The 23,390-nt window shown below is 64.0% G+C and carries 39 protein-coding genes; 33 read left to right on the top strand and 6 right to left on the bottom strand.

All coding sequences use genetic code 11. The annotated features are described in order from the left end of the window. Positions 1-52 precede the first annotated feature (52 nt). From rpsJ to rplQ, 30 genes are all read left to right on the top strand, one after another. Positions 53-367, top strand: coding sequence for a 30S ribosomal protein S10 (rpsJ, locus tag GXY33_01235; protein NLX03745.1), 315 nt, complete (start codon positions 53-55; stop codon positions 365-367). A 29-nt stretch (positions 368-396) separates the two neighbouring features. Beyond that, complete coding sequence (gene rplC / locus GXY33_01230; protein ID NLX03744.1) at positions 397-1,050, top strand: 50S ribosomal protein L3; 654 nt, start codon at positions 397-399, stop codon at positions 1,048-1,050. Between the two features lie 118 nt (positions 1,051-1,168). Next, positions 1,169-1,825, top strand: coding sequence for a 50S ribosomal protein L4 (rplD, locus tag GXY33_01225; GenBank protein ID NLX03743.1), 657 nt, complete (start codon positions 1,169-1,171; stop codon positions 1,823-1,825). A gap of 19 nt (positions 1,826-1,844) precedes the next feature. Next, complete coding sequence (gene rplW / locus GXY33_01220) at positions 1,845-2,138, top strand: 50S ribosomal protein L23 (GenBank protein ID NLX03742.1); 294 nt, start codon at positions 1,845-1,847, stop codon at positions 2,136-2,138. A 33-nt stretch (positions 2,139-2,171) separates the two neighbouring features. Continuing rightward, the gene (gene rplB, locus GXY33_01215; protein ID NLX03741.1) at positions 2,172-3,023 is read left to right on the top strand and encodes a 50S ribosomal protein L2; all 852 of its coding nucleotides are present in this window, start codon (positions 2,172-2,174) and stop codon (positions 3,021-3,023) included. 21 nt (positions 3,024-3,044) lie between these two features. Continuing rightward, complete coding sequence (gene rpsS / locus GXY33_01210; GenBank protein ID NLX03740.1) at positions 3,045-3,311, top strand: 30S ribosomal protein S19; 267 nt, start codon at positions 3,045-3,047, stop codon at positions 3,309-3,311. 37 nt (positions 3,312-3,348) lie between these two features. Next, the gene (gene rplV, locus GXY33_01205; GenBank protein NLX03739.1) at positions 3,349-3,687 is read left to right on the top strand and encodes a 50S ribosomal protein L22; all 339 of its coding nucleotides are present in this window, start codon (positions 3,349-3,351) and stop codon (positions 3,685-3,687) included. 18 nt (positions 3,688-3,705) lie between these two features. After that, on the top strand, positions 3,706-4,404 hold the full coding sequence (rpsC, locus tag GXY33_01200) for a 30S ribosomal protein S3 (protein ID NLX03738.1): 699 nt from the start codon (positions 3,706-3,708) through the stop codon (positions 4,402-4,404). A 19-nt stretch (positions 4,405-4,423) separates the two neighbouring features. After that, positions 4,424-4,843: a 50S ribosomal protein L16 gene (gene rplP, locus GXY33_01195; protein ID NLX03737.1), complete on the top strand. Its 420-nt coding sequence runs from the start codon at positions 4,424-4,426 to the stop codon at positions 4,841-4,843. A 16-nt stretch (positions 4,844-4,859) separates the two neighbouring features. Further along, a complete protein-coding gene (gene rpmC, locus GXY33_01190) occupies positions 4,860-5,114 on the top strand; it encodes a 50S ribosomal protein L29 (GenBank protein NLX03736.1) in 255 nt (84 codons plus the stop codon). A 25-nt stretch (positions 5,115-5,139) separates the two neighbouring features. Next, a complete protein-coding gene (gene rpsQ / locus GXY33_01185) occupies positions 5,140-5,454 on the top strand; it encodes a 30S ribosomal protein S17 (GenBank protein NLX03735.1) in 315 nt (104 codons plus the stop codon). Continuing rightward, on the top strand, positions 5,451-5,840 hold the full coding sequence (gene rplN, locus GXY33_01180) for a 50S ribosomal protein L14 (GenBank protein ID NLX03734.1): 390 nt from the start codon (positions 5,451-5,453) through the stop codon (positions 5,838-5,840). The genes rpsQ and rplN overlap by 4 nt, the downstream gene beginning before the upstream one ends. Positions 5,841-5,864: 24 nt before the next feature. Next, positions 5,865-6,221 (top strand): 50S ribosomal protein L24, encoded by a 357-nt coding sequence (gene rplX / locus GXY33_01175; protein NLX03733.1) that lies wholly within the window; start codon positions 5,865-5,867, stop codon positions 6,219-6,221. 18 nt (positions 6,222-6,239) lie between these two features. Continuing rightward, positions 6,240-6,785: a 50S ribosomal protein L5 gene (gene rplE, locus GXY33_01170; GenBank protein ID NLX03732.1), complete on the top strand. Its 546-nt coding sequence runs from the start codon at positions 6,240-6,242 to the stop codon at positions 6,783-6,785. Between the two features lie 26 nt (positions 6,786-6,811). Beyond that, positions 6,812-6,997, top strand: a complete 186-nt coding sequence (locus tag GXY33_01165) for a type Z 30S ribosomal protein S14 (protein NLX03731.1) — start codon at positions 6,812-6,814, stop codon at positions 6,995-6,997. A 59-nt stretch (positions 6,998-7,056) separates the two neighbouring features. Continuing rightward, the gene (gene rpsH, locus GXY33_01160) at positions 7,057-7,455 is read left to right on the top strand and encodes a 30S ribosomal protein S8 (GenBank protein ID NLX03730.1); all 399 of its coding nucleotides are present in this window, start codon (positions 7,057-7,059) and stop codon (positions 7,453-7,455) included. Between the two features lie 18 nt (positions 7,456-7,473). After that, positions 7,474-8,049, top strand: a complete 576-nt coding sequence (gene rplF, locus GXY33_01155; protein NLX03729.1) for a 50S ribosomal protein L6 — start codon at positions 7,474-7,476, stop codon at positions 8,047-8,049. A 41-nt stretch (positions 8,050-8,090) separates the two neighbouring features. Then, the gene (locus tag GXY33_01150) at positions 8,091-8,459 is read left to right on the top strand and encodes a 50S ribosomal protein L18 (protein NLX03728.1); all 369 of its coding nucleotides are present in this window, start codon (positions 8,091-8,093) and stop codon (positions 8,457-8,459) included. Positions 8,460-8,462: 3 nt separating this feature from the next. Then, entirely contained in the window at positions 8,463-8,972 is a 510-nt protein-coding gene (gene rpsE, locus GXY33_01145) for a 30S ribosomal protein S5 (protein NLX03727.1), read from the top strand. Continuing rightward, the gene (gene rplO, locus GXY33_01140) at positions 8,969-9,421 is read left to right on the top strand and encodes a 50S ribosomal protein L15 (GenBank protein ID NLX03726.1); all 453 of its coding nucleotides are present in this window, start codon (positions 8,969-8,971) and stop codon (positions 9,419-9,421) included. The genes rpsE and rplO overlap by 4 nt, the downstream gene beginning before the upstream one ends. Before the next feature lie 2 nt (positions 9,422-9,423). Then, positions 9,424-10,794: a preprotein translocase subunit SecY gene (gene secY / locus GXY33_01135; protein NLX03725.1), complete on the top strand. Its 1,371-nt coding sequence runs from the start codon at positions 9,424-9,426 to the stop codon at positions 10,792-10,794. A gap of 4 nt (positions 10,795-10,798) precedes the next feature. After that, positions 10,799-11,464: an adenylate kinase gene (locus GXY33_01130; protein NLX03724.1), complete on the top strand. Its 666-nt coding sequence runs from the start codon at positions 10,799-10,801 to the stop codon at positions 11,462-11,464. Between the two features lie 13 nt (positions 11,465-11,477). Further along, positions 11,478-12,275, top strand: a complete 798-nt coding sequence (gene map / locus GXY33_01125) for a type I methionyl aminopeptidase (GenBank protein NLX03723.1) — start codon at positions 11,478-11,480, stop codon at positions 12,273-12,275. 10 nt (positions 12,276-12,285) lie between these two features. Then, on the top strand, positions 12,286-12,510 hold the full coding sequence (gene infA / locus GXY33_01120; protein NLX03722.1) for a translation initiation factor IF-1: 225 nt from the start codon (positions 12,286-12,288) through the stop codon (positions 12,508-12,510). Positions 12,511-12,529: 19 nt separating this feature from the next. Next, positions 12,530-12,646 (top strand): 50S ribosomal protein L36, encoded by a 117-nt coding sequence (gene rpmJ / locus GXY33_01115; protein ID NLX03721.1) that lies wholly within the window; start codon positions 12,530-12,532, stop codon positions 12,644-12,646. 56 nt (positions 12,647-12,702) lie between these two features. Next, positions 12,703-13,092, top strand: a complete 390-nt coding sequence (gene rpsM, locus GXY33_01110) for a 30S ribosomal protein S13 (protein NLX03720.1) — start codon at positions 12,703-12,705, stop codon at positions 13,090-13,092. Next, complete coding sequence (rpsK, locus tag GXY33_01105) at positions 13,085-13,471, top strand: 30S ribosomal protein S11 (protein ID NLX03719.1); 387 nt, start codon at positions 13,085-13,087, stop codon at positions 13,469-13,471. Before rpsM ends, rpsK begins: the two co-directional genes overlap by 8 nt. 48 nt (positions 13,472-13,519) lie before the next feature. Continuing rightward, positions 13,520-14,152 (top strand): 30S ribosomal protein S4, encoded by a 633-nt coding sequence (gene rpsD, locus GXY33_01100; protein NLX03718.1) that lies wholly within the window; start codon positions 13,520-13,522, stop codon positions 14,150-14,152. 26 nt (positions 14,153-14,178) lie between these two features. Then, positions 14,179-15,180 (top strand): DNA-directed RNA polymerase subunit alpha, encoded by a 1,002-nt coding sequence (locus GXY33_01095; protein NLX03717.1) that lies wholly within the window; start codon positions 14,179-14,181, stop codon positions 15,178-15,180. A gap of 21 nt (positions 15,181-15,201) precedes the next feature. Next, the gene (gene rplQ, locus GXY33_01090; protein ID NLX03716.1) at positions 15,202-15,792 is read left to right on the top strand and encodes a 50S ribosomal protein L17; all 591 of its coding nucleotides are present in this window, start codon (positions 15,202-15,204) and stop codon (positions 15,790-15,792) included. 111 nt (positions 15,793-15,903) lie between these two features. Here rplQ and GXY33_01085 read toward each other — a convergent pair whose 3' ends face one another. From GXY33_01085 to GXY33_01060, 6 genes are all read right to left on the bottom strand, one after another. Continuing rightward, entirely contained in the window at positions 15,904-16,785 is an 882-nt protein-coding gene (locus GXY33_01085) for an EamA family transporter (GenBank protein NLX03715.1), read from the bottom strand. A 42-nt stretch (positions 16,786-16,827) separates the two neighbouring features. After that, on the bottom strand, positions 16,828-17,379 hold the full coding sequence (locus tag GXY33_01080) for a cupin domain-containing protein (protein NLX03714.1): 552 nt from the start codon (positions 17,377-17,379) through the stop codon (positions 16,828-16,830). A gap of 117 nt (positions 17,380-17,496) precedes the next feature. Next, positions 17,497-17,769: a 50S ribosomal protein L28 gene (gene rpmB / locus GXY33_01075; GenBank protein NLX03713.1), complete on the bottom strand. Its 273-nt coding sequence runs from the start codon at positions 17,767-17,769 to the stop codon at positions 17,497-17,499. Positions 17,770-18,042: 273 nt separating this feature from the next. Next, on the bottom strand, positions 18,043-18,765 hold the full coding sequence (locus GXY33_01070) for a sugar transferase (GenBank protein ID NLX03712.1): 723 nt from the start codon (positions 18,763-18,765) through the stop codon (positions 18,043-18,045). After that, positions 18,765-19,571, bottom strand: coding sequence for a WecB/TagA/CpsF family glycosyltransferase (locus GXY33_01065; protein NLX03711.1), 807 nt, complete (start codon positions 19,569-19,571; stop codon positions 18,765-18,767). The genes GXY33_01070 and GXY33_01065 overlap by 1 nt, the downstream gene beginning before the upstream one ends. Beyond that, the gene (locus GXY33_01060) at positions 19,531-20,655 is read right to left on the bottom strand and encodes a glycosyltransferase family 4 protein (GenBank protein ID NLX03710.1); all 1,125 of its coding nucleotides are present in this window, start codon (positions 20,653-20,655) and stop codon (positions 19,531-19,533) included. The genes GXY33_01065 and GXY33_01060 overlap by 41 nt, the downstream gene beginning before the upstream one ends. Before the next feature lie 124 nt (positions 20,656-20,779). Here GXY33_01060 and GXY33_01055 point away from each other — a divergent pair, with 124 nt between their 5' ends. Genes GXY33_01055 through tsaE form a run of 3 tightly spaced genes read left to right on the top strand, consistent with a single transcriptional unit; the run spans position 20,780 to position 23,143 of the window. Continuing rightward, entirely contained in the window at positions 20,780-21,880 is a 1,101-nt protein-coding gene (locus tag GXY33_01055; GenBank protein NLX03709.1) for an HlyD family efflux transporter periplasmic adaptor subunit, read from the top strand. Further along, positions 21,834-22,637 (top strand): CDP-alcohol phosphatidyltransferase family protein, encoded by an 804-nt coding sequence (locus tag GXY33_01050; protein NLX03708.1) that lies wholly within the window; start codon positions 21,834-21,836, stop codon positions 22,635-22,637. The genes GXY33_01055 and GXY33_01050 overlap by 47 nt, the downstream gene beginning before the upstream one ends. Before the next feature lie 11 nt (positions 22,638-22,648). Then, positions 22,649-23,143 (top strand): tRNA (adenosine(37)-N6)-threonylcarbamoyltransferase complex ATPase subunit type 1 TsaE, encoded by a 495-nt coding sequence (gene tsaE, locus GXY33_01045; protein ID NLX03707.1) that lies wholly within the window; start codon positions 22,649-22,651, stop codon positions 23,141-23,143. Positions 23,144-23,390: the final 247 nt, after the last annotated feature.

Raw genomic sequence — 23,390 nt, 5'->3', positions numbered from 1 at the left:
CAGCTCGGGCCGGGTGCGTGGTGTTTTCCGAAAACGGTTGAGGCTGCACCCTATGGCGGTTGAAAGCGAACGTATTCGTATACGCATGGAAAGTTATGACCACCGGGCCTTGGATTCCTCGGCCCGCGAGATCGTCGATCACGCCCGCAGGACGAACGCGCGGGTTCGCGGCCCGGTTCCGCTTCCCACGCGGATCGAGCGGTACACCGTTCTGCGGTCGCCTCACATCGACAAGAAGTCTCGCGAGCAGTTTGAGATTCGGACGCACAAGCGTCTGATCGATATCCTGGAGCCGACCCCTCGGACGGTCGAGGCGTTGAACCGTCTGGCGGTTCCGGCGGGCGTGTTCATCAAGATCAAAGCTTAACCCGTTGCTACGGAAAGAGTTGAACTGAGATGGTTGCTGCAATACTAGGCAAAAAAGTCGGGATGACGCAGATTTACACCGAGGACGGTCGTGCGGTCAGCGCCACCGTCGTCGAGGCGGGCCCGTGTACGGTGCTCGAGGTGCGGCGGCCGGATGCTGATGGCTACGAAGCGGTTCAGCTCGGTTTCGAGGGCGTCAAGCCATCGCGTTCGACCAAGGCGATGATCGGTCACTGTGCGAAGGCGGGGGTGGCCCCTCAGGCGTTTATCCGAGAGTTCCGGATGGCCGGGGCGGCCGATCACCAGGTCGGGGAGATGGTGACGGTTGAGGTGTTCGAGCAGAACCAGGTCAAGCACGTGGACGTGGTCGGGGTGACCAAGGGCCGCGGGTTTGCCGGCGTGATGAAGCGGCACGGGTTCGGCGGTCAGCCGGACAGCCACGGCACGGAGCGGAAGCACCGGTCGTCGGGCAGTATCGGCTCGCACGGCTGCGAACGCGGTCGCAGCGGCGGGATCAAGAAGGGCAAACGGATGGCGGGCCACATGGGGAATGCACGCCGCACGGTTCGCAATCAGGAACTCGTGGGGATCGTCAAAGACAAGAACCTCCTGCTGATCCGGGGCGTGGTTCCCGGGCCGACAGGAGGTTTTGTGATGATCCGTGCGAGCAAGACGAAGTCCTAAGGTTTCAGTAAAACCAATAGAATATTTGCTTTAGTCAGTAGATGCTGCGATTCGAACCGCTGGGCCACCGGGCCGACAGGCGAATCATCACCAGCTCTACCATAGGAGAATTGTTGCCATGATCGAGGTGCCCGTTTACAACCGCCAAGGGCAGCAGGTTGAGACGGTGTCGGTGGATGAGACCCTTTTTGGGTCGATCGTCCGGCGCCGGTTGCTCAAGCAGGCCATGGTGATGTATCAGGCCAATAAGCGGCAGGGGACCATGGCGACCCGGAGCCGCGCGATGGTTGAGGGTTCGACGCGGAAGCTTTTCAAGCAGAAGCACACGGGCCGGGCGCGGATGGGTCCGCTTCGGACGCCGATCCGTCGGGGCGGCGGCATGGCGTTCGCGAAGACTCCGCGGGACTTCTCGCAGGACATGCCGAAGAAGGCCAAGCGGATGGCGCGGTTGTCGGCTTTGCTGGCCAAGATGCTGGACCAGGAGCTGCTGCTGATCGACGGGCTGCAGGCGGATCAGCCGAAGACGAAGGAGGCGGCGGCGCTGCTGAAGGCCCTGAAGATCGAGACCTCTTGCCTTATCGGAATTGAGGGGTATGATAAAAACGTTTACCTGTCGGTCCGCAATCTGCCGCGGGTGGACGTGCTTCCGGTGGGGGACTTCAACGCGTACGACATTCTGAGCCACCGGAAGGTGCTCATCACGAAGGCCGGGTTCCAGAAGCTGCAGGATTTGGCCAGCGGGAAGGCCGTGGCGGCTGAGCAGCCGGCGAGCTAGCGAGTAAGGGTCACAAGCGATGGATATTTACCAGGTTATCATCCGACCGTTGGTCACCGAGAAGGGCACCTTTCTGGCCGAGCGCCGGTTCGAAGGGCGGGGCGGGGTGTATTGCTTCGAGGTGCACCCGGACGCCAAGAAGTTCCAGGTCAAGGAAGCGGTCGAGAAGATCTACAACGTGAAAGTCAGCGGGGTGCGGACGGCGAACCGCGAGGGCAAGCGTCGTCGGTTCCGTCTGACCTTCGGCAAGACGCCGCGGTGGAAAAAGGTGTACGTCGAGTTGCACCCGGACTACCACATCGACCTGTTCTGATCGGCTGGATATCAGGGAATGGGATTTTGAGACATGGCAGTTAAAAACTACAATCCGACATCCGCGGGACGGCGCTTCGGTTCGGTCAACTCGTACAGCGAGATCACGCGGACCGAGCCGGAGAAGTCGCTGCTGGAACCGCTGAAGAAGACGGGCGGCCGGAACCACCACGGGGTGGCGACGGCGAAGCGTCGCGGCGGCGGGAACAAGCGCCGGTACCGGCGGATCGACTTCCGTCGCGACAAGGACGGGGTTCCGGCGAAGGTGGCGTCGATCGAGTACGATCCGAACCGGACGGCTTTCATCGCGCTGCTGCACTACGCGGACGGCGAGAAGCGTTACATTTTGGCCCCGATCGGTCTGAAGGTGGGCGACGTGCTGGAGAGCGGCGAGGGCGTCGAGCCGCGGGTGGGGAACGCGATGCCGCTTTCGTCGGTGCCGGTGAGCTACGAGATTCACAACATCGAGGTGATCCCGGGTCAGGGCGGCAAGATGGTGCGTTCGGCGGGGAACGTGGCGCGGTTGATCGGCCGGGAAGGTCCGACCGCCCACATCCAGTTGCCTTCGGGCGAGATCCGGATGCTCAGCTCGCGTTGCCGGGCGACGATCGGTCAGGTCGGGAACCTGGACCACGCGAAGATTTCGCTGGGCAAGGCGGGCCGCAATCGCCACGTGGGTCGTCGGCCGCGGGTTCGCGCGATCGCGAAGAACCCGGTGGACCACCCGATGGGCGGCGGCGAGGGCCGCAGCAAGAGCGGGAAGCACCCGCAGTCGGCGACCGGGGTGCTGGCCAAGGGCGGGAAGACGCGCAAGCCCAAGAAGGCGTCGAACAGCCTGATCATGCGTCGCCGGCGCAGCAAGCGCTATGGGCAGTTGACCCTGTAAGGATATTGGTGGAGAGCGACGATGGCTCGATCGTTGAAAAAAGGACCTTACGTAGCCGAGAAACTCCTGGTGAAGGTCGAACGCATGAGCGAGACCGGGGATCGCAGTCCGATCCGGACGTGGTCTCGCCGGAGCACGATCGTGCCGGAGTTCATCGGATTTACGTTCGAAGTGCACAACGGAAAAGCGTTCAACAAGGTGTTCGTGACCGAGGACATGGTCGGGCACAAGCTGGGCGAGTTCTCGCCGACCCGGACGTTCCGCGGGCACGCGGGAACGAAACGGTAACGGACGCCTTCGGATTACGAGCGACGAGGAAACAGATATGCCTTGGTCTGCGACACATCGAGGAGCACAGATATCGGCCCGGAAGGCCCGCCTGGTGATCGACATGATCCGGGGGCGGAACGCCGCGGAGGCGCTGGACCTGCTGAAGTTCACTCCGAAGCGGGCGAGCTACATGATCCGCAAGGTCTTGCAGTCGGCGGTGAGCAACGCCCAGTCCCAGGGCGACGCGGACCGCGAGGCGTTGTTCGTCTCGGCGGCGCGGATCGACGAGGGGACGCCGCTGAAGCGTCTGAAGATGGGCGACCGCGGTCGGATGTTCGTGATCAAGCGGCGGACCAGTCACATCCACATTGAAGTGGACCAGGCACAGGCATAGCTTTTAGCGAGGAATACCGTGGGCCAGAAAGTATCTCCAATCGGATTTCGAACCGGGGTGACCCTGGATTGGCTGAGCCGTTGGTACGCCCCGAGCAAGCAGGCGTACGGCGAGTGCCTGGTCGAGGACCAGAAGATTCGCAGCCACGTGGACCAGCACCTGAACCGTCAGCCTCCGTACGCGGGGGTGGCGCGGGTCGAGATCGAGCGGACGCGCGAAGAGGTGAAGGTGGTGCTGCACACGGCGCGGCCGGGCCTGGTGATCGGGCCGCGCGGGGCGGAGGTGGAGAAGCTTCGCGGCGCGCTGGAGGACCTGACGGGCCGGAAGGTGAACGTGGAAGTGGTGGAGATCCGCAACGCGGACATCGACGCCCAGTTGGTGGGCGAGGCGATCGCGGAGCAGCTTCGCCGCCGCGCGAGTTTCCGCCGGGTGATCAAGCAGCGTTGCGAGTCGGCGATGCAGGCCGGGGCGAAGGGGATCAAGGTGATCGTGTCGGGCCGCCTGGGCGGTTCGGAGATGGCCCGGACGGAGACGCAGATTCTCGGATCGATCCCGCTGCACACGCTGCAGGCGAACGTGGATTACGGTTACGCGATCTCCCGGACGACGTACGGGGTGATCGGGGTGCGGGTGTGGATTTACAAAGGAATGTTCGGCGAGGAAGTGGTCGAGCAAGAAGCCAAGGCCGGTCGGTTCACCCGTCGCGGCAAGCGCTAGAGGTTGAGGAGTACGATCGATGGGATTGATGCCCAAACGAGTCAAGTTCCGCAAGAGCCAGCGTGGGAAGATCCACGGCAAGGCGACCCGCGGGAATACGGTGGCGTTCGGCGACTTCGGACTTCAGACGCTGGAGCCGGCGTGGATCACGAGCCACCAGATCGAGGCGGGCCGTATGGCGGCGACCCACTTCCTCCACCGCGAGGGGCGGGTGTACATTCGGATTTTCCCGCACAAGTCGATCACGGGCAAGCCGCTGGAGACGCGAATGGGAAAGGGCAAGGGCGAGATCGAGGACTGGGTGGCGGTGGTCAAGCCGGGCACCGTTCTCTTCGAGATCGGCGGCGTGGACGAGGAGACGGCCCGTCTGGCGTTCACCCGGGTGGCGCACAAGATGCCGATCAAGGTACGGTTCGTCCGGCGGCATCACGGGCTGTAGGAGCAGGAGCACAGTCGTGAAGATAACGGAAATTCGAGAGCATAGCACCGAAGAGCTTCACAACCTGCTGGAGGACCTGCGAAGGCGTCTTTTCGACCTTCGGGCCCAGGCGGTGACGGAGAAGCTCGAGGACCCGACGCAGTTGACCAAGACGAAGCGCGACATCGCCCGCGTCATGACGTCGCTTCGCGAGCGCGAGGTCAAGGACGTCGAGTCGACCCAGCATCACCTGGAGAAGAGCCACTCGACGGCGGGCAAGGGCGGCAAGTGATTACTGACGGCAAAGGAACAGGTCGATGACCGCAGACGAACAGACAAAACAAACGGAACGCAAGCCGCGCCGGAACTACGAGGGCGTGGTGGTCGCGGCCAATCGCGACAAGACGATCAAGGTCATGGTCGAGGAGCTCACGCGGCACCCGCGGTACAACAAGTACCTGCGGCGTCGGACGACGATGCACGTTCACGACGAGCGGAACGAGGCCAAGACCGGCGACCGCGTTGAGATTATGGAGTGCAGGCCGGTGTCGAAGACCAAGACCTGGCGTCTGGTCCGGGTGGTGCGGCGCTCGGAGAGCGTCACGGCCGGTGCGACGGAGAGCAATCAATGATCCAGTTGCAGACCATGTTGGACGTGGCGGATAACACCGGGGCCAAGCAGGTCCAGTGCATCCGGGTGCTCAAGGGTTCGACGGCCCGTACGGGCAAGTACACCCTGCAGACGGCGGGCCTGGGCGACGTGATCGTCTGTGCGGTCAAGAAGGCGCTGCCGTCGGGCGACGTGAAGGAAGGCGACGTGGTCAAGGCGGTGGTCGTCCGGTGCAAGCAGTCGACGCGTCGGACGGACGGCAGCTACGTCCGGTTCGACTCGAACGCGGCGGTGATCATCGACGCGGAGCGGAACCCCCGCGGCACGCGGATTTTCGGCGCGGTGGCCCGGGAGCTTCGCGAGAAGAATTTCGGCAAAATCATCTCGCTGGCCGGCGAGGTGGTTTAGGACCAGAAACAGGAGCTTGCAGTCATGCGAGTCATCAAAGGCGATACGGTGGAAGTGAAAGTCGGCAACCAGGCGGCGGCCGAGCGGCCCAGCAAGGTCCGCGGGACGGTGCTGCGGGTGATGCCGGGCGAGAACAAGGTGGTGGTCGAGGGCGTGAACCGTCACTACAAGCACGTGCGTCGTTCGCAGCGGTATCCGCAGGGCGGGCGGGTGCAGCGGGAGATGCCCATCAACCTTTCGAACGTCATGCCGGTCTGTCCCAAGTGCGACCGCGGGGTGCGGGTCGGCTACCGGGTGAGCGAGAACGGGGCGAAGCACCGGGTGTGCCGCACGTGCGGGACGGAGTTGCATCAGATCAGGAAGCCCACGTCGGGCAGGTAATCGGAAAGAGACGCAACGATGGCGAGATTACAGGAACGATACAAGAACGAGATCCTTCCCGCCCTTCAGGCGGAGTTGGGGATCGGCAATCCCCTGGCGGTGCCGCGGCTTGAGAAGATCGTGGTGTCGATGGGGATGGGCAAGGCGGTGGCGAACAAGCAGCTGATCGACACGGCGGCGGCGGAGCTGGCGATGATCGTCGGCCAGCGTCCGATCATCTGCAAGGCCCGCAAGAGCGTGTCGAACTTCAAGCTTCGCGAGGGCATGCCGATCGGGGTGAAGGTGACGCTTCGGCACCAGCGGATGTACGAGTTTCTCGACCGCCTGGTGAGCGTGGCGATCCCCCGCGTGCGCGACTTCCGCGGACTGGATCCGACGGGTTTCGACGGCCGCGGGAACTTCAACATGGGCCTGGGCGAGCAGACGGTGTTCCCGGAGATCTCGGTGGACAAGGTCCAGTTCCAGCAGGGGATGAACATCACGATGGTGACCAGCGCGGGCAGCGACGAGCACGGGCTCAAGCTGCTCCAGAAGCTGGGTCTGCCGTTCCGAACCGGCAAGTAAGGCACACAGTTACAGGATACGAGAACATGGCGACAAAGGCGTGGATCGCAAAAGCCAATCGAAAGCCGAAATTCAAGGTCCGGAACTACACGCGCTGCCAGTTGTGCGGCCGGAGCCGGGCGGTGTACCGGAAGTTCAAGATCTGCCGGGTCTGCCTCCGCTCGCTGGCGAACGAGGGCAAGATGCCGGGCATGAAGAAGGCGAGCTGGTAACAGAGGGCCACTGGTTGCTGCGTGGATAGGAAGGTCTTGTCCGCAGCTAGGAGCAGAATATGAGTCTTTCGGATCCGATTGCCGACATGCTGACCCGCATCCGGAACGGGGTGCGAAACAACGCCAAGCACGTGACGGTGCGCGGGAGCAAGCTGTGCGCCAGCATCGCGAAGGTGCTGAAGGATGAAGGCTACATCGAGGAATTCGACGTGATCGACGACGGTCGGCAGGGCGTCATTCGGGTGACGCTCAAGTACGGTCCCAACGGCGAGCGCGTCATCCAGGACCTGAAGCGCGAGAGCAAGCCGGGGTGCCGGGTGTACCGCGGGGTTCGCGAACTGCCGCGGGTGCTGGACGGTCTGGGCGTGGCCATCGTTTCGACCAGCAAGGGGGTCATGAGCGACCGCCAGTGCCGGGCGGAACGGATCGGCGGCGAATTGATCTGCACGATCTACTAAGGACAGAGGTTGATCATAATGTCGCGAATGGGAAGAAAACCGATCAGCGTCCCGGGCAACGTGAAGGTGTCCATCCAGGGCTCCACGGTGTCCGTCGAGGGACCCAAGGGCAAACTGGCGTACACCCACCGGGCCGAGGTGACGGTGAGCTTCGACGCGGAGGCCAAGGAAGTGACGGTCGGCCGGCGGGACGACTCCCGCGAGGCCAAGTCGATGCACGGGCTGACGCGGGCGCTGGTGGCCAACATGGTCGAGGGGGTGGCCAACGGGTACACCAAGACCATGGAAATCTACGGGACCGGATACAACGTCAAGCAGGAAGGCCAGCAGGTGGCGATCAACGTCGGTTTCGCCAACACGGTGAAGCTGGACATCCCGGCGGGCGTGACGCTCCAGATCCAGACGCCTCAGTCGCGGTCGGACACCATGCCGGCGGTCTTCTCGATCTCGGGGCCGGACAAGCAGGTGGTGAGCGAACTGGCGTCCCGGATCAAACGGATCAAGAAACCCGAGCCGTACAAGGGCAAGGGGATCCGGTTCCAGGGCGAGCGGATCCGTCGGAAGGCGGGCAAGGCGTTTGGAGCGGCGAAATAGTGCCTCGGGCACGTTGACACGTTGGGCATGAGCGGAAAACGATGAGTGCAATAAAAGAAAAGCGGGAACAAACGTCACGGCGTAAATGGAGTGTGCGGAACCGGGTGTTCGGGACTCCCGAACGGCCCCGGCTCTCGGTGTTCCGGTCGCACAAGCACATCTACGCCCAGGTGATCGACGATCTGGCGGGCAGGACCCTGTGCTCGGCGTGCAGCCTGAACCCGGAGATCAAGGAGCAGGTCAAGCACGGCGGCGACCGCAAGTCGGCGGAGATCGTCGGAGCTATCCTCGCCCAGCGGGCGGTGATGCACGGGATCAAGAAGGTGGTCTTCGACCGCGGGCCGTACAAGTTCCACGGTCGTGTCAAAGCGCTGGCCGACGCGGCCAGAAAAGCGGGATTGGAGTTCTAGGGCATGAGTCAGCAGCCGACACTGGACATACCGATCGTAACGGGTGAGCAGCCATTTGAAGAAACCGTGGTGCGGGTCTACCGCTGCACTAAGGTGGTCAAGGGCGGGCGACGCTTTTCCTTCGCCGCGCTGGTCGTCGTGGGCAACCGCGGCGGGCAGGTCGGGGTCGGATACGGCAAGGCCAACGAGGTGCCTCTGGCCGTCGAGAAGGCGATCAAGGACGCCAAGAAGCACCTGCACGCGATCCCGCTCCGCGGCCGGACGATCCCTCACCGGATCTGGGGCCGGTTCGGGGCGAGCAAGATCGTGCTGATCCCGGCCAGCGAAGGTACCGGCGTTATCGCCGGATCGGCGCCGCGGGCGGTGCTGGAGCTGGTGGGCATTCACGACATCCTGACCAAGTCGTACGGTTCGACCAGCCCGAAGAACCTGGTCAAGGCGACGCTGGAAGGGCTGCTCGAACTGCGATCGAAACAACAGGTCGAAGAACTCAGAGGAGTGACCGTAGCATGATGCTCCACGAAATAAACGCCGGCAAGGTGGTCAAGAACCGGGACCGCAAGCGGATCGGCCGCGGCGAGTCCAGCGGTCAGGGCAAGACCAGCGGGCGCGGGCACAAGGGCAAGGGCCAGCGGGCGGGCAGCGGCCCCTCGCCCCGCCACGAGGGCGGGCGCGTGCCGTACTTCCGGTCGATCCCGAAGCGCGGGTTCTCGAACTTCCGCTTCCGGACCGAGTTCCAGGTGGTGAACCTGGGCGAGTTGGACCGGGCGTTCGAGGCGGGCCAGACGGTTGATCCGGCGGCCCTGGCGGGCAAGGGCCTGATCGCCGCGGCTGAGCACGCGGTCAAGATCCTGGCCGACGGCAAGCTGGAGAAGGCCTTGACGGTCAAGGCCCACAAGTTCAGCAAAGCCGCCGCCGAGGCCGTGACGGCCGCCGGCGGATCGGCGGAGGTGATCAAGTAGGAATGATCAAGACGCTGATCAACATCTTCAAGGTCCCGGAGCTGCGGAACAAGATCCTGTTCACGCTGGGCCTGCTGGCGGTGTACCGCATCGGGTTCCACGTGCCGTTGGCCGGCGTCAATCAGGAGATGATCGCCGAGCACTTCGGGAACGTGGGCGGCGGGCTTGGTCGGATGGCTGAGTACTTCGCGGTGTTCACCGGCGGATCGCTGGCCCAGAGCACGATCTTCGGCCTTGGCATCATGCCGTACATCACCGCGGCGATCATTTTCGAGCTGCTGGTGACGGTGATCCCCTCGCTGGAGAAACTCCACAAGGAGGGTGAGACCGGACGGCGGAAGATCCGCGAATACACGCGGTACGCCACCGTGCTGATCTGCGTGATCCAGGCGATGTTCTGGCTCAAATACATTTCGAGTCAGAACCTGGTGTATCCGGAGTTTGTCGGCAGTCCGCTGTTCATCATCATGGGCGTGCTGGCGTTGACCACCGGCACGATCTTTCTGATGTGGCTGGGCGAGCAGATCGACGAGTACGGCATCGGCAACGGGATCAGCTTGATCATCACGGCGGGCATTCTCTCGCAGATGCCGGGCGCCATCATCCAGGCTGGACAGATGGCCACGACGAAGATCGGCGGCGCCGCGCCGGGCGAGATCGGTCCCCAGAAGATCGTGTTCCTGGTGCTCGCGTTCGTGTTCGTGGTGGCCGGTTCGATCCTGATCACGCAGGGCCAGCGGCGGATTCCGATCCAGCAGGCCAAGCAGATGCGCGGCCGGCGGATCTACGGCGGCATGCGGCACTATCTGCCGCTGCGGGTCAATCACGGCGGCGTGATGCCGATCATCTTCGCCTCGAGCTTGATGCTGTTCCCGCAGATCATCTTCGACTATTTCGCCCAGCTCGGGTTCTGGGGTTCGCAGTTCTTCGTGTTCCTGGCGACGTCGCTGCAGGACGGCGAGTTCCTCTACACCGTGGTCTACGTGGCGATGGTGTACTTCTTCGCGTACTTCTGGACGACGGTCCAGTTCAAGCCCAAGGAGATGTCGGAGCAGCTTCGCGATTACGGCAGTTTCATTCCCGGTCTGCGGCCGGGCAAGCGGACCGAGGACTACCTGGAGCGCGTGATGGAACGGATCACCTACGCGGGTGCGGCGTTTCTGGCGCTGATCGCGGTGATCCCGTCCCTGGTGGCCCGGTGGATCGGCATTCCGTTCGGGATTTCGACGTTCCTGGGCGGCACCGGACTCCTGATCGTGGTCTCGGTCATACTGGACCTGGTCCAGCGGATCGAGGCGAACCTGATGATGCGGAATTACCCCGGTTTCCTGTCGGCCAGCGGCGGTGGAAGGATCAAGGGCGCGCATGGCTAAGCATTTGAATGTCATTCTGGTCGGACCGCCCGGGGCAGGAAAGGGCACGCAGGCCAAGCGCCTGGTCGACGGGTACAACCTGGTACATCTTTCCAGCGGCGACATGCTGCGGGCTGAGCGGGCCGCCGGGTCGGAGCTGGGCCGCAAGGTCACGCAGTATATGGACTCCGGCCAACTGGTGCCGGACGAGCTGGTCACGCAGGTGGTCCTGAATCGCATCCGCGAGGAACTGACCTCGGGCGAGAAGGGCCTGCTGCTGGATGGTTTTCCGCGGACCATCAGCCAGGCGCAGGATCTGGATCAGACCCTGCGGGGCATTGGCGAGCGGATCGCCGCGGTGATTGACCTGAGCCTGGGCGACGAGACGATCGTCGAGCGGATGGCCGGCCGGCGGAGCTGCCCGCAGTGCGGGCGCGTCTACCACGCCAAGGCCAACCCGCCCGCCGACGGCACGCATTGCGACGCCTGCGGGACGGCGGTGGTTCAGCGGGCGGATGACCGCGAAGAGGTGGTCCGCAATCGTCTGGAAGTCTATCGCCGCCAGACCCAGCCGCTGGAGGACTACTACCGCCAGGCGGGACTGCTGAGGGAGATCGACGCCGAGGGCGACATCGGCGACATTCAGAAGAAGATCGAACACGAGCTGAAGCGAAGTACCGTTGACAAGTAGATTTGAGGCCCGAATGGCGATCAAACTCAAGAGCGACATCCAGATTGAGAGGATGCGCCGGGCCGGACACATAGTGCACGAGGTGTTGGAGCATCTGCGGACGCTGGTCAAGCCGGGCGTTTCGACGGGAGCGCTGGAGGAGCAGGCCGACGCGATGATCCGGAAGCTCGGGGCGCAGGCCCTCTTTCGAGGGGTGCCGAACCCGCGGGCCGGGTATCCGTTTCCGGCGTGCATCTGTGCGAGCATCGACGGCGAGGTGGTGCACGGCATTCCGAGCGAGAAACGGGTGCTCGAAGAAGGACAGATCATCAGCATCGACTGCGGAGTTCGCTATCAGGGCTACTGCGGCGACGCCGCGACCACCTGTCCGGTAGGGCGGGTGAGTGAGAAGGTGCAGCGGCTGATGGACGTGACGGTCGAGGCCTTGGCGCTGGCGATCGAGACGATCGTGCCGGGCGGAAAGTGGAGTCAGGTGGCCGCGAAGATGCAGACGCACGTGGAGAAGGCCGGTTTCGCGGTGGTGACCGACTTTGTCGGGCACGGGATCGGGACGGAAATGCACGAGGACCCGAAGATACCGAACTTTGTATCCTCGGACTTGTTAAGGAATGATATAATTCTTGAACCGGGAATGGTCTTGGCGATCGAGCCGATGGTCAACATGGGGTCCGCCGACGTGCGATATGCCTCGGACGGCTGGACCGTCGTCACTCGCGACGGGAAGCCTTCGGCGCATTTCGAGCATACGGTGGCGATCACCCGGGACGGGGCTTCCGTCTTGACCGACGGACAACCGGGCCGCAAGCCCTAGGGAAGGAACGATGGCCAAACAGGACGCCGTCAGAGTCGAAGGTGTGGTCAAGGATGCTCTGCCGAACGCGATGTTCAAGGTGGAGATCAACATAGGCGAGAAGAAGCACGAGGTTCTGGCCCACGTCAGCGGCAAGATGCGGATGCACTTCATCCGGATTTTGCCCGGTGACCGGGTCGTTGTCGAGATTTCGCCGTATGATCTGACCCGAGGTCGGATCGTCACACGCGGATAGACGTACGGGAGCAGTGGTCATGAAAGTCAGAAGTTCGGTCAAGCGAATTTGCGAGAACTGCAAGATCATCCGCCGCAAGGGCGTGGTCCGGGTGATCTGCACCGACCCGCGGCACAAGCAGCGCCAGGGCAAGTGACGCGGGGACGCCGCGGGTGTCGCTGGTAACTATCTTTGACGTAAGGAGTTAGATATATGCCTCGCGTAGCAGGCGTGGAAATTCCGGACGACAAGCACATAGAGGTATCGCTGCGATACATCTATGGGATCGGGCCCAAGACGGCCCGGCAGATCCTGGAGGAGGCCCGCATCGACGGGAACATCCGGGCCAACAAGCTGACCGACGAGCAGATCAGTATGATCTCGTCGATCATCGACCGGGCCCACGTGACCGAAGGGCAGCTTCGCCGCCAGGTCGCGCAGAATATCGCCCGGTTGCGGGACATCGGCTGCTACCGGGGTCTGCGGCATCGGCGCGGGCTGCCGGCCCGCGGCCAGCGGACGCGGACGAACGCCCGCACCCGCAAGGGCCCGCGCAAGACGGTTGCCGGAAAGAAAGGCGTGAAGGAGATGCATCGTGGCTAAAAAGGCTCCAGGCAAGAAGAAGATCCGGCGGAACGTGCCTCGCGGGATCGCGTTCATCAAAGCGACGTTCAACAATACGATCATCACGATCACCGACATGAACGGCGAGGTGCTCTGCTGGGGTTCGGCCGGAGCGGCCGGCTTCAAGGGCGCCCGCAAGAGCACGCCGTTCGCCGCCCAGCGGGCCGCTGACCAGGTGGCCAGCACGGCCAAGAAGTACGGGGTCAGCGAGCTGGAGGTGAAGGTCAAGGGCCCGGGTTCCGGCCGCGAGTCGGCGATTTCCGCCCTTCAGGCTTCCGGGCTGCGGATCCAGTCGATCGAGGACATCACGCCGCTGCCGCACAACGGCTGCCGGCCTCCCAAGCGCAGGCGCGTCTAGTGTTTGACGATAACCGAGTGAACCTTGATAAAGTGAGTGAATAGAGACATGGGTAGAATCACAGGACCATCCTGTCGTCAGTGCCGGCGAGAAGGCATCAAGCTCCTCCTGAAGGGGATTCGCTGCCACACCGCCAAGTGCGCCATGGAACGCCCCGGCCGGAACAACCCGCCCGGACAGCACTCGTGGCGCCGAGGAAAGTCCAGCGAGTACGCGGTGCGTCTGCGCGAGAAGCAGAAGGTCAAGCGCTACTACGGCGTGCTGGAACGGCAATTCATGATCTACTTCCGCATGGCTGAGCGGCTCAAGGGCAACACCGGGGTCAACCTGCTCGTTCTGCTCGAACGCCGGCTCGACAATGTGCTCTACAAGGTGGGCTTCGGGCTGTCGCGCAAGGCGGCCCGGGAGTTGATCACCCACGGGCACATCCGCGTCAACGGCCGTAAGATCGACCGCCCGAGCTACCTGGTGCGGCCGGGCGACGCCGTCACGCTGAAGCCGACCGAGAAGTCGGCCAAGGCGGTCAAGGCGTTCTTGGAGATGGACCCGAACCGGCAGATTCAGCCGTGGCTCGAAATCGATCGCGGGAAACTCGAAGCAACCGTCAAGGGACTGCCCACGCGCGAGGACGTCCAGATCCCGGTCGAGGAGCAGTTGATCGTCGAGTTGTCCAGTCGATAACAAACCCTTTGTGCGGAGGCGTGCTAATGCGTGTACGTTGGCGCGGGTTGGAGCTACCCTCACAAGTTGCCATAGATAAGGAAGTTTCGACGCCGACCTACGGAAGGTTCGTCATCGAGCCCTTCGAGCGCGGCTTTGGGACCACCGTCGGGAATTCCCTGCGGCGAATCCTCCTCTCGAGCCTCGAGGGGGCGGCGGTGTCGTTCGTGAAGATCTCCGGCGTAACCCATGAGTTCATGGCCATCGACGGCGTTTACGAGGATGTCACCGACATCATCCTGAACGTCAAGTCGCTGATCATTCGCATGGAAGGCGACGGCCCCAAGACGATGAAGGTGAGCCGCAAGAAGAAGGGCGAGATCCGGGCGTCGGACATCGAGACCGATCCGGCGATCACCATCGTCAATGCGGATCAGCTCGTGGCCACGCTCACCGACGACGTCGAGTTCACCATGGAGATGACGGTGCAGTCGGGCCGGTCCTACGTGACCGCGGCCGAGAACATCGCCGCCCAGGAAGAGGAGGAGATCGGCGTGATCGCGGTCGATTCCCTCTTCTCGCCGGTGGTGCGGGTCCGCTACCAGACCGAGGACACCCGGGTCGGCCAGAAGACCAACTACGACCGGCTGGTCATGGAGATCTGGACCAAGGGCACGATCAGCCCCGAGATGGCGCTGGTCGAGGCGGCCAAGATCCTCCGGAAGCACATGAACCCGTTCGTCCAGCTCAGCGAGCTGGGCGTCGAAACGGCGACGGTTGAAGGCCTGGCAGAGGAAGCCGCCGGCGGCGGCATGGACGAGGCGCTCCGGGAGAAGCTCGACATGAGCATCCAGGAACTGGACCTGTCGGTCCGGGCCACGAACTGCCTGGAGGCGGCCAACATTTCGACGTTGGGCGAGCTGGTCGTGCGCAGCGAAGCCGACCTGCTGAAGGTCCGCAGCTTCGGAAAGACCTCGCTGCGGGAAGTGAAACGTAAACTGTCCGAACTGGGGCTCTCGCTCGGCATGGCCGTGCCCCAGGAGTCCTAAGCATCCACAGGAAATGACGCTATGAGACATATGGTTTCCGGAAAGAAACTGTCGCGCGATACCGACCACCGACGGGCCCTGCGGCGCAACCTGGCCGCGGCCCTGTTCATCAGCGGCCGGATCAAGACGACCGAGGCCAAGGCCCGGTTCGTCCGCCCGTTCGTCGAGAAGATCATCACCATCGCGCGGAAGGGCGACCTGACCGCCCGCCGCCGGGTGGTCGCGATGCTCCAGGATCGGTTCATCGTGGACGCCGAGGAGACCGACGTGAAGCGCGACAAAAACTACCGCGTGGTCAAAGCACCGCGCCTGGTCGCCAAGGTCTTCTCCGAGATCGCTCCGAAGTACGCCAACGTGTCCGGCGGTTACACGCGGGTGATCCACCTGCCCAAGCCGCGGCTGGGCGACTGCGGGCCGACCGTCTACCTCGAGCTGGTCGATCCGACGGTGGAGAAAAAGACCAAGCGGACGCGCACCGGCGGCAGCCGCCGCAGGAAGACCCAGATGCGCGAGCAGTTCGCCGCCGGTCTGCTCAAGGGCAAGAAGCCCGCAGCCAAGGCTGAGGAAGCCTCAGCCGAGCCGGAATCGCAAAGCGAGCAGAAGGCCGAATAGCGGCCCAGGATTTGGATTGTCACGAAGCGGCGTTTCCCACGCGGAGACGCCGCTTTTTGTATCTCCGCCGGTCTTCAGGGATGGTCTTCTCCCGCGTGTTCCGTGCCGCTCTCACGTTCGGCTTAGCAGCAGGATCGCCGCCACGGCCAGACCCAGCCCGGCGGCTTTGGCGCCGGAGAGCTTCTCCCGCGTCACCGGCAGCGACAGCACGGCGGTTACCAGAAAGCTCATCTGGGCGATCGGGATCACCACACTGGCCTGGCCGGCCGCCAGCGCCCATGCGAAAAAGAGCACGATCCCGCAGATCAGCAGCCCGCTGAGCGTCCCGTAGACGACATTGCCGGCGGTCAGGCGTGGGCGGCCCTCGAACCTCGCCGAACACAGAAAGCCGACGACCATCCACATGCCGCCCTGAACGGCCAGAAACCACTCGTCCTGCGAACCGTGTCCCGCCGCCTGCAGTTCGGCAAAGTCGCTGGTCGCCAGCTTGTAGGTGATTCCCATCAACGCCCGCAGCAGCGAGGCGGTGACCACCATCATCATCGCCCCGGTCAACACGCTGCGCAGCGACTTTTTTCCATTGCCCAGCGAGAACATGACCACCGACGCCGCACCGGCGGTCAGTCCCAGCGACTTGACCGCTCCCAACGGCTCGCCGAGGAACACCACCGCAATCAGCGCGGCGGCCACCATGTTCAAGCGGTAGATCGTCGCTCCGACACTGGCGTCGAGCTGGCGAAGGCTGGCGATCAGGAGGTAGTTGGCGGACACGGATAACGTGCCCGCGGCTGCGCCCCAGGCGATCGCCTGCCAGGCCACGTCGGTACGCCCGTGAATCAAGCCCCACCCCACGAAGAACGCCGCCCAGACCACTCCGGCGATCGACATGTACTGGCCGCGGCCGTACCCGCTGGTCGCCTGTTTCTTGAAGACCAGGTCATTAACCCCGGCGAACAGGAGGCTGCACAACGCAAACAGGATGCTTCGGTCCATAACCAAACGCCAGCCCGACATCGTCGCGACCAGCGGCCCTTCTTACCTGGGATTGCAGTACACCACCATCAGCCGTACCGTATGGTCCGACCGGTTGACCAGCGTATGCACCTCGTTACCGACGTCGTAGACGCTGTCGCCGGTCTCCAGTTGGTGCGTCTCGCAGCCGTAGACGTAATCGACCGGTCCTTCGAGCACGAGCATGAACTCCTCGCCCTCGTGGGCGGCGGCCTCGCGCCGCTGCTCGCCCGGCGGAATCTCAATCATGAAGGGATCCATCACCCGTCCGCTGGGCCCAGCCGCCAGCGACCAGTAGATCCACGGCGAGTCGTCACGCGAGAGCCGCCGCCGGTGGTCTGCCTTCACGACGGTCAGTTTGGGCCGCTCGTCGAGTCCCTCGAACAGCTCCGAGAGCGTCACGCCCAGCCCCTCGGCGATCCGCGACAGCCCCGGTAGGGACGGGGTGACCCGGAAATTCTCAATCTTACTCAACATGCTCCCGGTCAACCCCGTTCGCCCAGCCAGTTCCTCCAGCGTCAGTTCCCGCGCCTTGCGGAGCCCCTTGATCCGGATCGCCAGTTCCACCAGATTCATCGCGCTCTCCTCGACTTGGGCCGTAGGGACTATTATTCCAAAAAATGGACTACCAGTTAATACGCGGCGCAAGAAAAAGGGCACGACAGAGGTGCCCTTGATCGGTGTACCGATTGCCTACTCGCTGGCGGCCTCAGTCGGCTGGGGCTTCCAATTCCGCTTGAGCGGCTTTTCGACCAGGCCCATGCGGATGGCCTTGGCCGAGACCTTGATCCGGACCGGCTTGCCGTCGATGACCGCCCGAACCGTCTGGATGTTCGGCTTGAACGTGCGTTTCTCGATCCCGGTGGTCTTGATACCGACGCCGCCGAGGTATTTGGCCTTGCCGCGACGGGAAATGGTCCGGCCCGCGGTCGTCTTCTTACCCGTGAAGTAGCACTCTCTAGGCATTTGCCGAGCTCCTGTAAGCTGTTTTATGCAGGGCGGTTAGGGGCAGACGCCCCGGCTGCGGCCTTCGCCGCCCATCATCCTGCAAGCCATGGAAAACCCTGATTTTAGCCCCCCCAAACAGACATTGCAAGCGCAACTTAACGAAAATCCGCCACTATCAGGTGACCGCGTGGAGAGACTGCGTAGCGGGATAGACAAGACCAAGTCCACATCTGGAGGCCGGACCGCCTTCCCGCGCAGTCCGCGTGTTCCGTGCGGAACTTGGGTGAAGGCTCAGTACGCGCCGCGGCAGGTCAGGACGGCGGGGATGGTTTTGAGGAGGATTTGCAGGTCGAGGCGGATGGAGCGGTGCTGGACGTAGTAGAGGTCCAGTTCGACCCATTCGTCGTAGGGGATGTCGGCCCGGCCGGAGACCTGCCAGAGGCCGGTCAGGCCCGGCTTGACCGAGATTCTCGCCCGTTCCGACAGCGTTTCGAGTCGCACCTGGTGCAGCGGCAGCGGCCGCGGTCCGACCAGCGACATCTCGCCGCGCAGCACGTTGAGCAGTTGCGGCAGTTCGTCGATACTGGTCCTTCTCAGCAGCCGTCCGATGTGGGTCACGCGCGGGTCGTTGCGGAGCTTGAAGGCTGGGCCGTTACGCCCTTCGTCCTGCTCGGCGAGTCGCAAGTGCGGGGCGTTATGGCGCATCGTGCGCAATTTGTACATGACGAACGGCTGACCGTACCGGCCGGCGCGGACCTGCCTGAAGACAGCCGGCCCGCGGCTGGTCAGACGGATGGCCAGGATGGCGGCCGCCATGACCGGCAGCGTCAGCAGAAGCAGGACGATGCTGCCCGCGACGTCGATCGTCCGGCGCAGGACCTCGTTCCACGTTGACGCGGGCCAGACATGCAGGTGTGTCCAGCCATCCGGGTTGTACTGCTCCGGCAGGCGAAGCGGCATGGCCAGCGTCGGGCCGATCCCGCCGCTGTAGTCGAGCTTATAAGCTGTACTCATTACACTCTCACCCTCTCCCTGATCGCCGCCACCGATACGCGGGCCACGAATTCCGCGTTGCCTAAGAGATACCGCTTCCACTTGCCCGCTGGGTCCTGCCAGAGCCGATAGAGCCACTCGAGACCGGCCCGCCCGACCCAGCGCGGGGCCAGCCGTTCGGTCCCGGCGACGTAGTCCAGCATCGCTCCAACGGTCCAGACCACCGGGACATCCAGCCGCCCGCTGTGACGGGCAACGAAACTCTCCTGCTTGGGCGAGCCCATGCCCACCACCAGCACATCCGGCCGACGGCGGTTGATCTCGCCGATCACAAAATCGGTCAACTCGGGCCTCTCACCCAGATAGCCGTGATGATGGCCCACGATCTCCAGCCGTGGGAACCGTGACCGCAGGCGAAGCATCGCCCGGTCGATCACGTACGGCTTGCCCGCCAGGAAGTAGACCTTCAGCCTCGCGTCCTGGGCGGTCCGGCAAAAATCTTCGAAAAAGTCGCCCGCGGTCATCCGCGCGGGCCTGCCAACCCCGGCCAGACGGCACGCCCCGGTAACACTGATCCCGTCGGGATACAGGATATCCGCGGTCCGGATCGTTTGGCGAAACGCCTTATCGGACGCGGCCAGCACATAAGTCCAGGCGTTTAAATAGAATGCGCGCGTCGGGCGACGAGCCTGTGCCCGGGCGGCCAGTTCATTGACGAACCGCGCAGCCCCGAGGTTCCAGATCCGATAGCCGTCGAATTCGACGAACGCATCCGCCTTGGTATGGCTAGGGTTCAGATTGTAACAGTGAAACGTATAGTCGTTCATACTCTGCCGCTACACGGGCGGTCGCAAGGTTCCGCTTAATTATACGTAATCCTCGGTCGGCAAGGTCGGCCGCGAGGCTGGGGCTGCGGAGCACCTCTAGTATTCTATCGGCCAGATCAAGCGGTCGGCCCGGTTCGACCCGCACGATGGCCCGCGGATCGTATTCGGCCAGGTCGTTGATCCCGCCGACGGCTGAGGCGACCAGCGGCCGGGCCGCGGCGAAGGTCTCGAGTGCGGCGTTGGGCAGGCCCTCGGAGTACGACGGTAGGACAACGAGGTCCGCCGCCGCCAGAAGCAGCTCAATGTCATGCACGAAGCCGAGGAACCGCACGTGCGGCTGTAGGTCCAGACGCTGGGCCAGGTTGTGCAACTCGGTCTCAAGGGCGCCCGTTCCAGCGATCAGGAACGCCGCCCGTCCGCCGCGGTCCAGGAAGGCCCTGACCGCCCGCAGCAGGGTGTCGATACCCTTTTCGTAGCTCAGGCGGGCTGGGACCATGACGACCGGCCGGTCCGAAGGCAGGTCATACTGCCGCCGAACGCGGTCAACGTCGGCCGGCGCGGTCTCCAGCGGGTCCATGCCCGTGTGGATGACCGCGACTCGGCAATCGGGAACGCCAAGACGCCTGACCAAGTCCAATTTGATATCGCGGCAAACCGCGACGATCCGATCGGGCAGCCGCACGGTCAGCCGGTCCAGGAGGGCATCCAGGCCGGGCCGGCGGTACTGGCGGCGGTAGGGGCCGTGGGCGTAGACCGTCGAGACCAGCGGCGTGCCGGTCATCGCCGCGGCCAGGCCGCCGAACAGGTCCGCCCGCAGCAAGTGCGTGTGGACCAGGTCGGGCCTCAGCCGTTCGATCAGCCGTAAAGGCGAGACCAGCGACCGGCCATCCCACGCCGATCGCACGCCGAGCAGGCGACACGCGATCCCATGTCGTTCAAACTGGGCCCGAGCCGGACCGTCGTCGTAAAATGCCGCGACGGTCAGCTCGAATCGGTTGCGATCGATGGCCGGCAGCAGTCGGGCCAGCCATTTTGTGTCGGTTTTGATCTGGAATGTCGATACAAGCTGCAGTATTTTGGTCATGAAATCGGCGCATCGGCCCCTTGCCCTATTTTCGGCAGGTTCGCCGGGTGCTGATGAGCTCAAAGCGTCGCGACCGCCGTCGGTCGGCGGTTGGACGTGAGGGAAAGAGTCTGGTGGAACGGCGATGGCTGAGCAAGCAGAGCGGAAGCCCGCGGGGGCGGGTCGGTCCGGATGGGGAAAGCGGATTCTGGCGGGGACGGGACTGATCGCGGTTGCCATTCCGGCGGCCCTGTATTTCATACCGACGAACTTCTACGTCGCTTCGTACGGCAATATCCTCTCGGCCCGCGACGCGGTGATCCGCGCGGGCAGCAAGGGCCCGATCGAGGCGATCCTGCTCGAGTCGGGCGACCGGGTTACCGAGGGGCAGGTGATCCTGAGGCTTTCGTGCGAGGTGGAGCGGTCGGAGGTGGTCCGCTGCGAGCGCGAGCTGGCGCAGCAGACGGCGGAACTCCAGTATCTCGAACGAAAACTCGCGGTCGACCGGGAGCAGGAGGACCGCGAGCTGACGCACGCCCGCATCCAGCTTGCCGACGCTGAGCGCGAGTACCAGCGGGTCTCGACCCTCCACGAGCAACTGGTGGCCAGCGAGACCGAGTTCAACCAGGCCAAGGCCGCCTACGATCTGGCCAGCGCGGTCTGCGACCGTCTGGCCGTCGACCGCACCGCGATGCGCGAGGCGATGCTCGACGTTCAGCGGAAGAAGATCAACATGCTCGAAGCGGAACTCGAACGGGCCCGCGGCGAACTGACCCGCCGCAGCGTCGCCGCGCCGCTGGACGGCGTGATCGTGCTGCACTCGCTGGGTATCGGCCGGGTGGTCGACGCCGACGAAGTGCTCGGCCAGATCTTCGACGACAGGTATCACCAGGTCGTGGCGCGGGCGCCCGAGCGGCACGTCCGCTATCTTCAGACCGGCCAGTCGACTTCGGTTGTGCTCAGCGCCTATCCCGAGATCGACTATGGCGTGATCAACGGCGAGGTCTACTGGGTTTCGCCGGTGGTCAACCCGCAGGGCAGCGGCGACGGGACGATCCTGGTCAAGGCGCGGCTCACCGAGATTCCGCCGCACGTCCGGCTGACCGCGGGTATGGCGGCGAAGCTGTCGGTGCACGTGGGGCAGACGAATTACCTGTTCAAGCTGATCGGCATTCTGCCGAGGGACCGGGTGCAACAAGATGGGAACCAGCGCAATACAACCACGCAGCCGGCATCTGGCGGCTAGAGTCTTTGCCGATCCGATCGCGACGGCGAGGGATTCTCTGGCCCGGATCCTTGTGCGTCTCGGCGTCTCGCCGAACGTTCTGACCGTTCTGGGAATGCTGCTGACGCTTGGAGCGGCGTGGCAATTGGCGGCAGGGGCCGATCAGACGTGGGACCAGGTCCGGCCGCCCGCTCCGTTCTGGGCTGGGCTGTGGCTGTTCGGCGCGTGCGCGATGGACATGCTGGACGGGGCGGTGGCCCGGGTGGGCAATCTCAAGACGGCCTTCGGCGGGATTCTCGACAGCACGATGGACCGTGTCTCGGACATTGCGATCTTCGGGGCGATCGCCATCGCGTTCGGCCGGGTGGAGAACGTGACGTTCCAGGTTCTGGCCCTGCTGGCGATGACCAACGCCGTTCTGATCAGCTACATCAAGGCCCGGGCGGAGAAGGAACTCGACGATTGCTCGGTCGGTTTCTGGCAACGAGGCGAACGGCTGGTGGCGGTGATGCTGGGCTGCTTCCTGGGCCACGTGGCGACCATGGTGCTGATCCTGGCGGTTCTGCCGTGGACGAGCGTCGCCGGGCGGCTGGCCCTGTGCTATCGCAAACTCGAAGGCGCAAAGCGACAGCCCAACGGCGGGGCGTCCGGGAAGGCTGAGATGTCCCTGGCCCTCAAGCGCCGCACCTGGCCGCACACGCTGTTCGCCGCCGCCGTCGCCGTGACGATCATCGCCGTGCGGATTCGTCCGTTCAACCTGTCGGACCTCATCAGGTAGCAGGGGGGCTTGTGACCGATCGCTTGACCGTCCAGACCCATAGCCCGGAGCAGACGCGGGAGCTGGCGTGCCGGCTGGCCCGCCGGGTGCAACTGCCTGCGGTAATCGGCCTGGTCGGACAGCTCGGAGCGGGCAAGACCGAGTTCGTCAAAGGGCTCGGCCGTGGCTTGTCTGTCGATGAGCGAAGCATCTGCTCAGCCACGTTCGTGATTATCTGCGAGTACGGTGACGGCGTGACGCTTGTCCATGTGGATGCCTACCGCCTCACCAGCGGCCAGGAACTTGACCCGCTCGGCTGGGATGAAATCCTCGAACGCAAGGACTGCCTGGTCGCCGTCGAGTGGGCCGACCGCGTCGCCGACCGCATGCCCGCCGAGACCCTCTGGGTCCGCCAGGAAGTCATCGCCGAAACCGACCGCCGCATCACCCTCGAAGCTCCGCGATCCGGCCCGTGGCAGGCCGTCCTCGCCGACCCGCAGATCATCACCGCCCTTGCCGGCTCTTAGTCGATCCGAATCTCCACGTGCTCGACAACGTACGCGGCGCGAGCGGTGGCGAATTCGGCGACGCTCGAAGTGGGGACTCCCTCGCTGTGACCGCCGGTCCCCAGCATATCATCCCAACGCCCGGATGTCACCACCAACTCAGCCTTCGGTCTTCTCCGGCGTACGGGTCTCGGCGCCCTTGCTGATCGCCTCGAAGCAGGCGATGGGCATGGTCATGGCAAGCTCGCCACGCCGTGTGGCGACCCGG

It is taken from the genome of Phycisphaerae bacterium (genome assembly GCA_012729815.1).
In the GTDB taxonomy this organism is placed as follows: Bacteria; Planctomycetota; Phycisphaerae; order JAAYCJ01; family JAAYCJ01; genus JAAYCJ01.
Note: the sequence above shows the minus strand (reverse complement) of the source record. Positions and strands in the feature narration are given on the sequence as shown.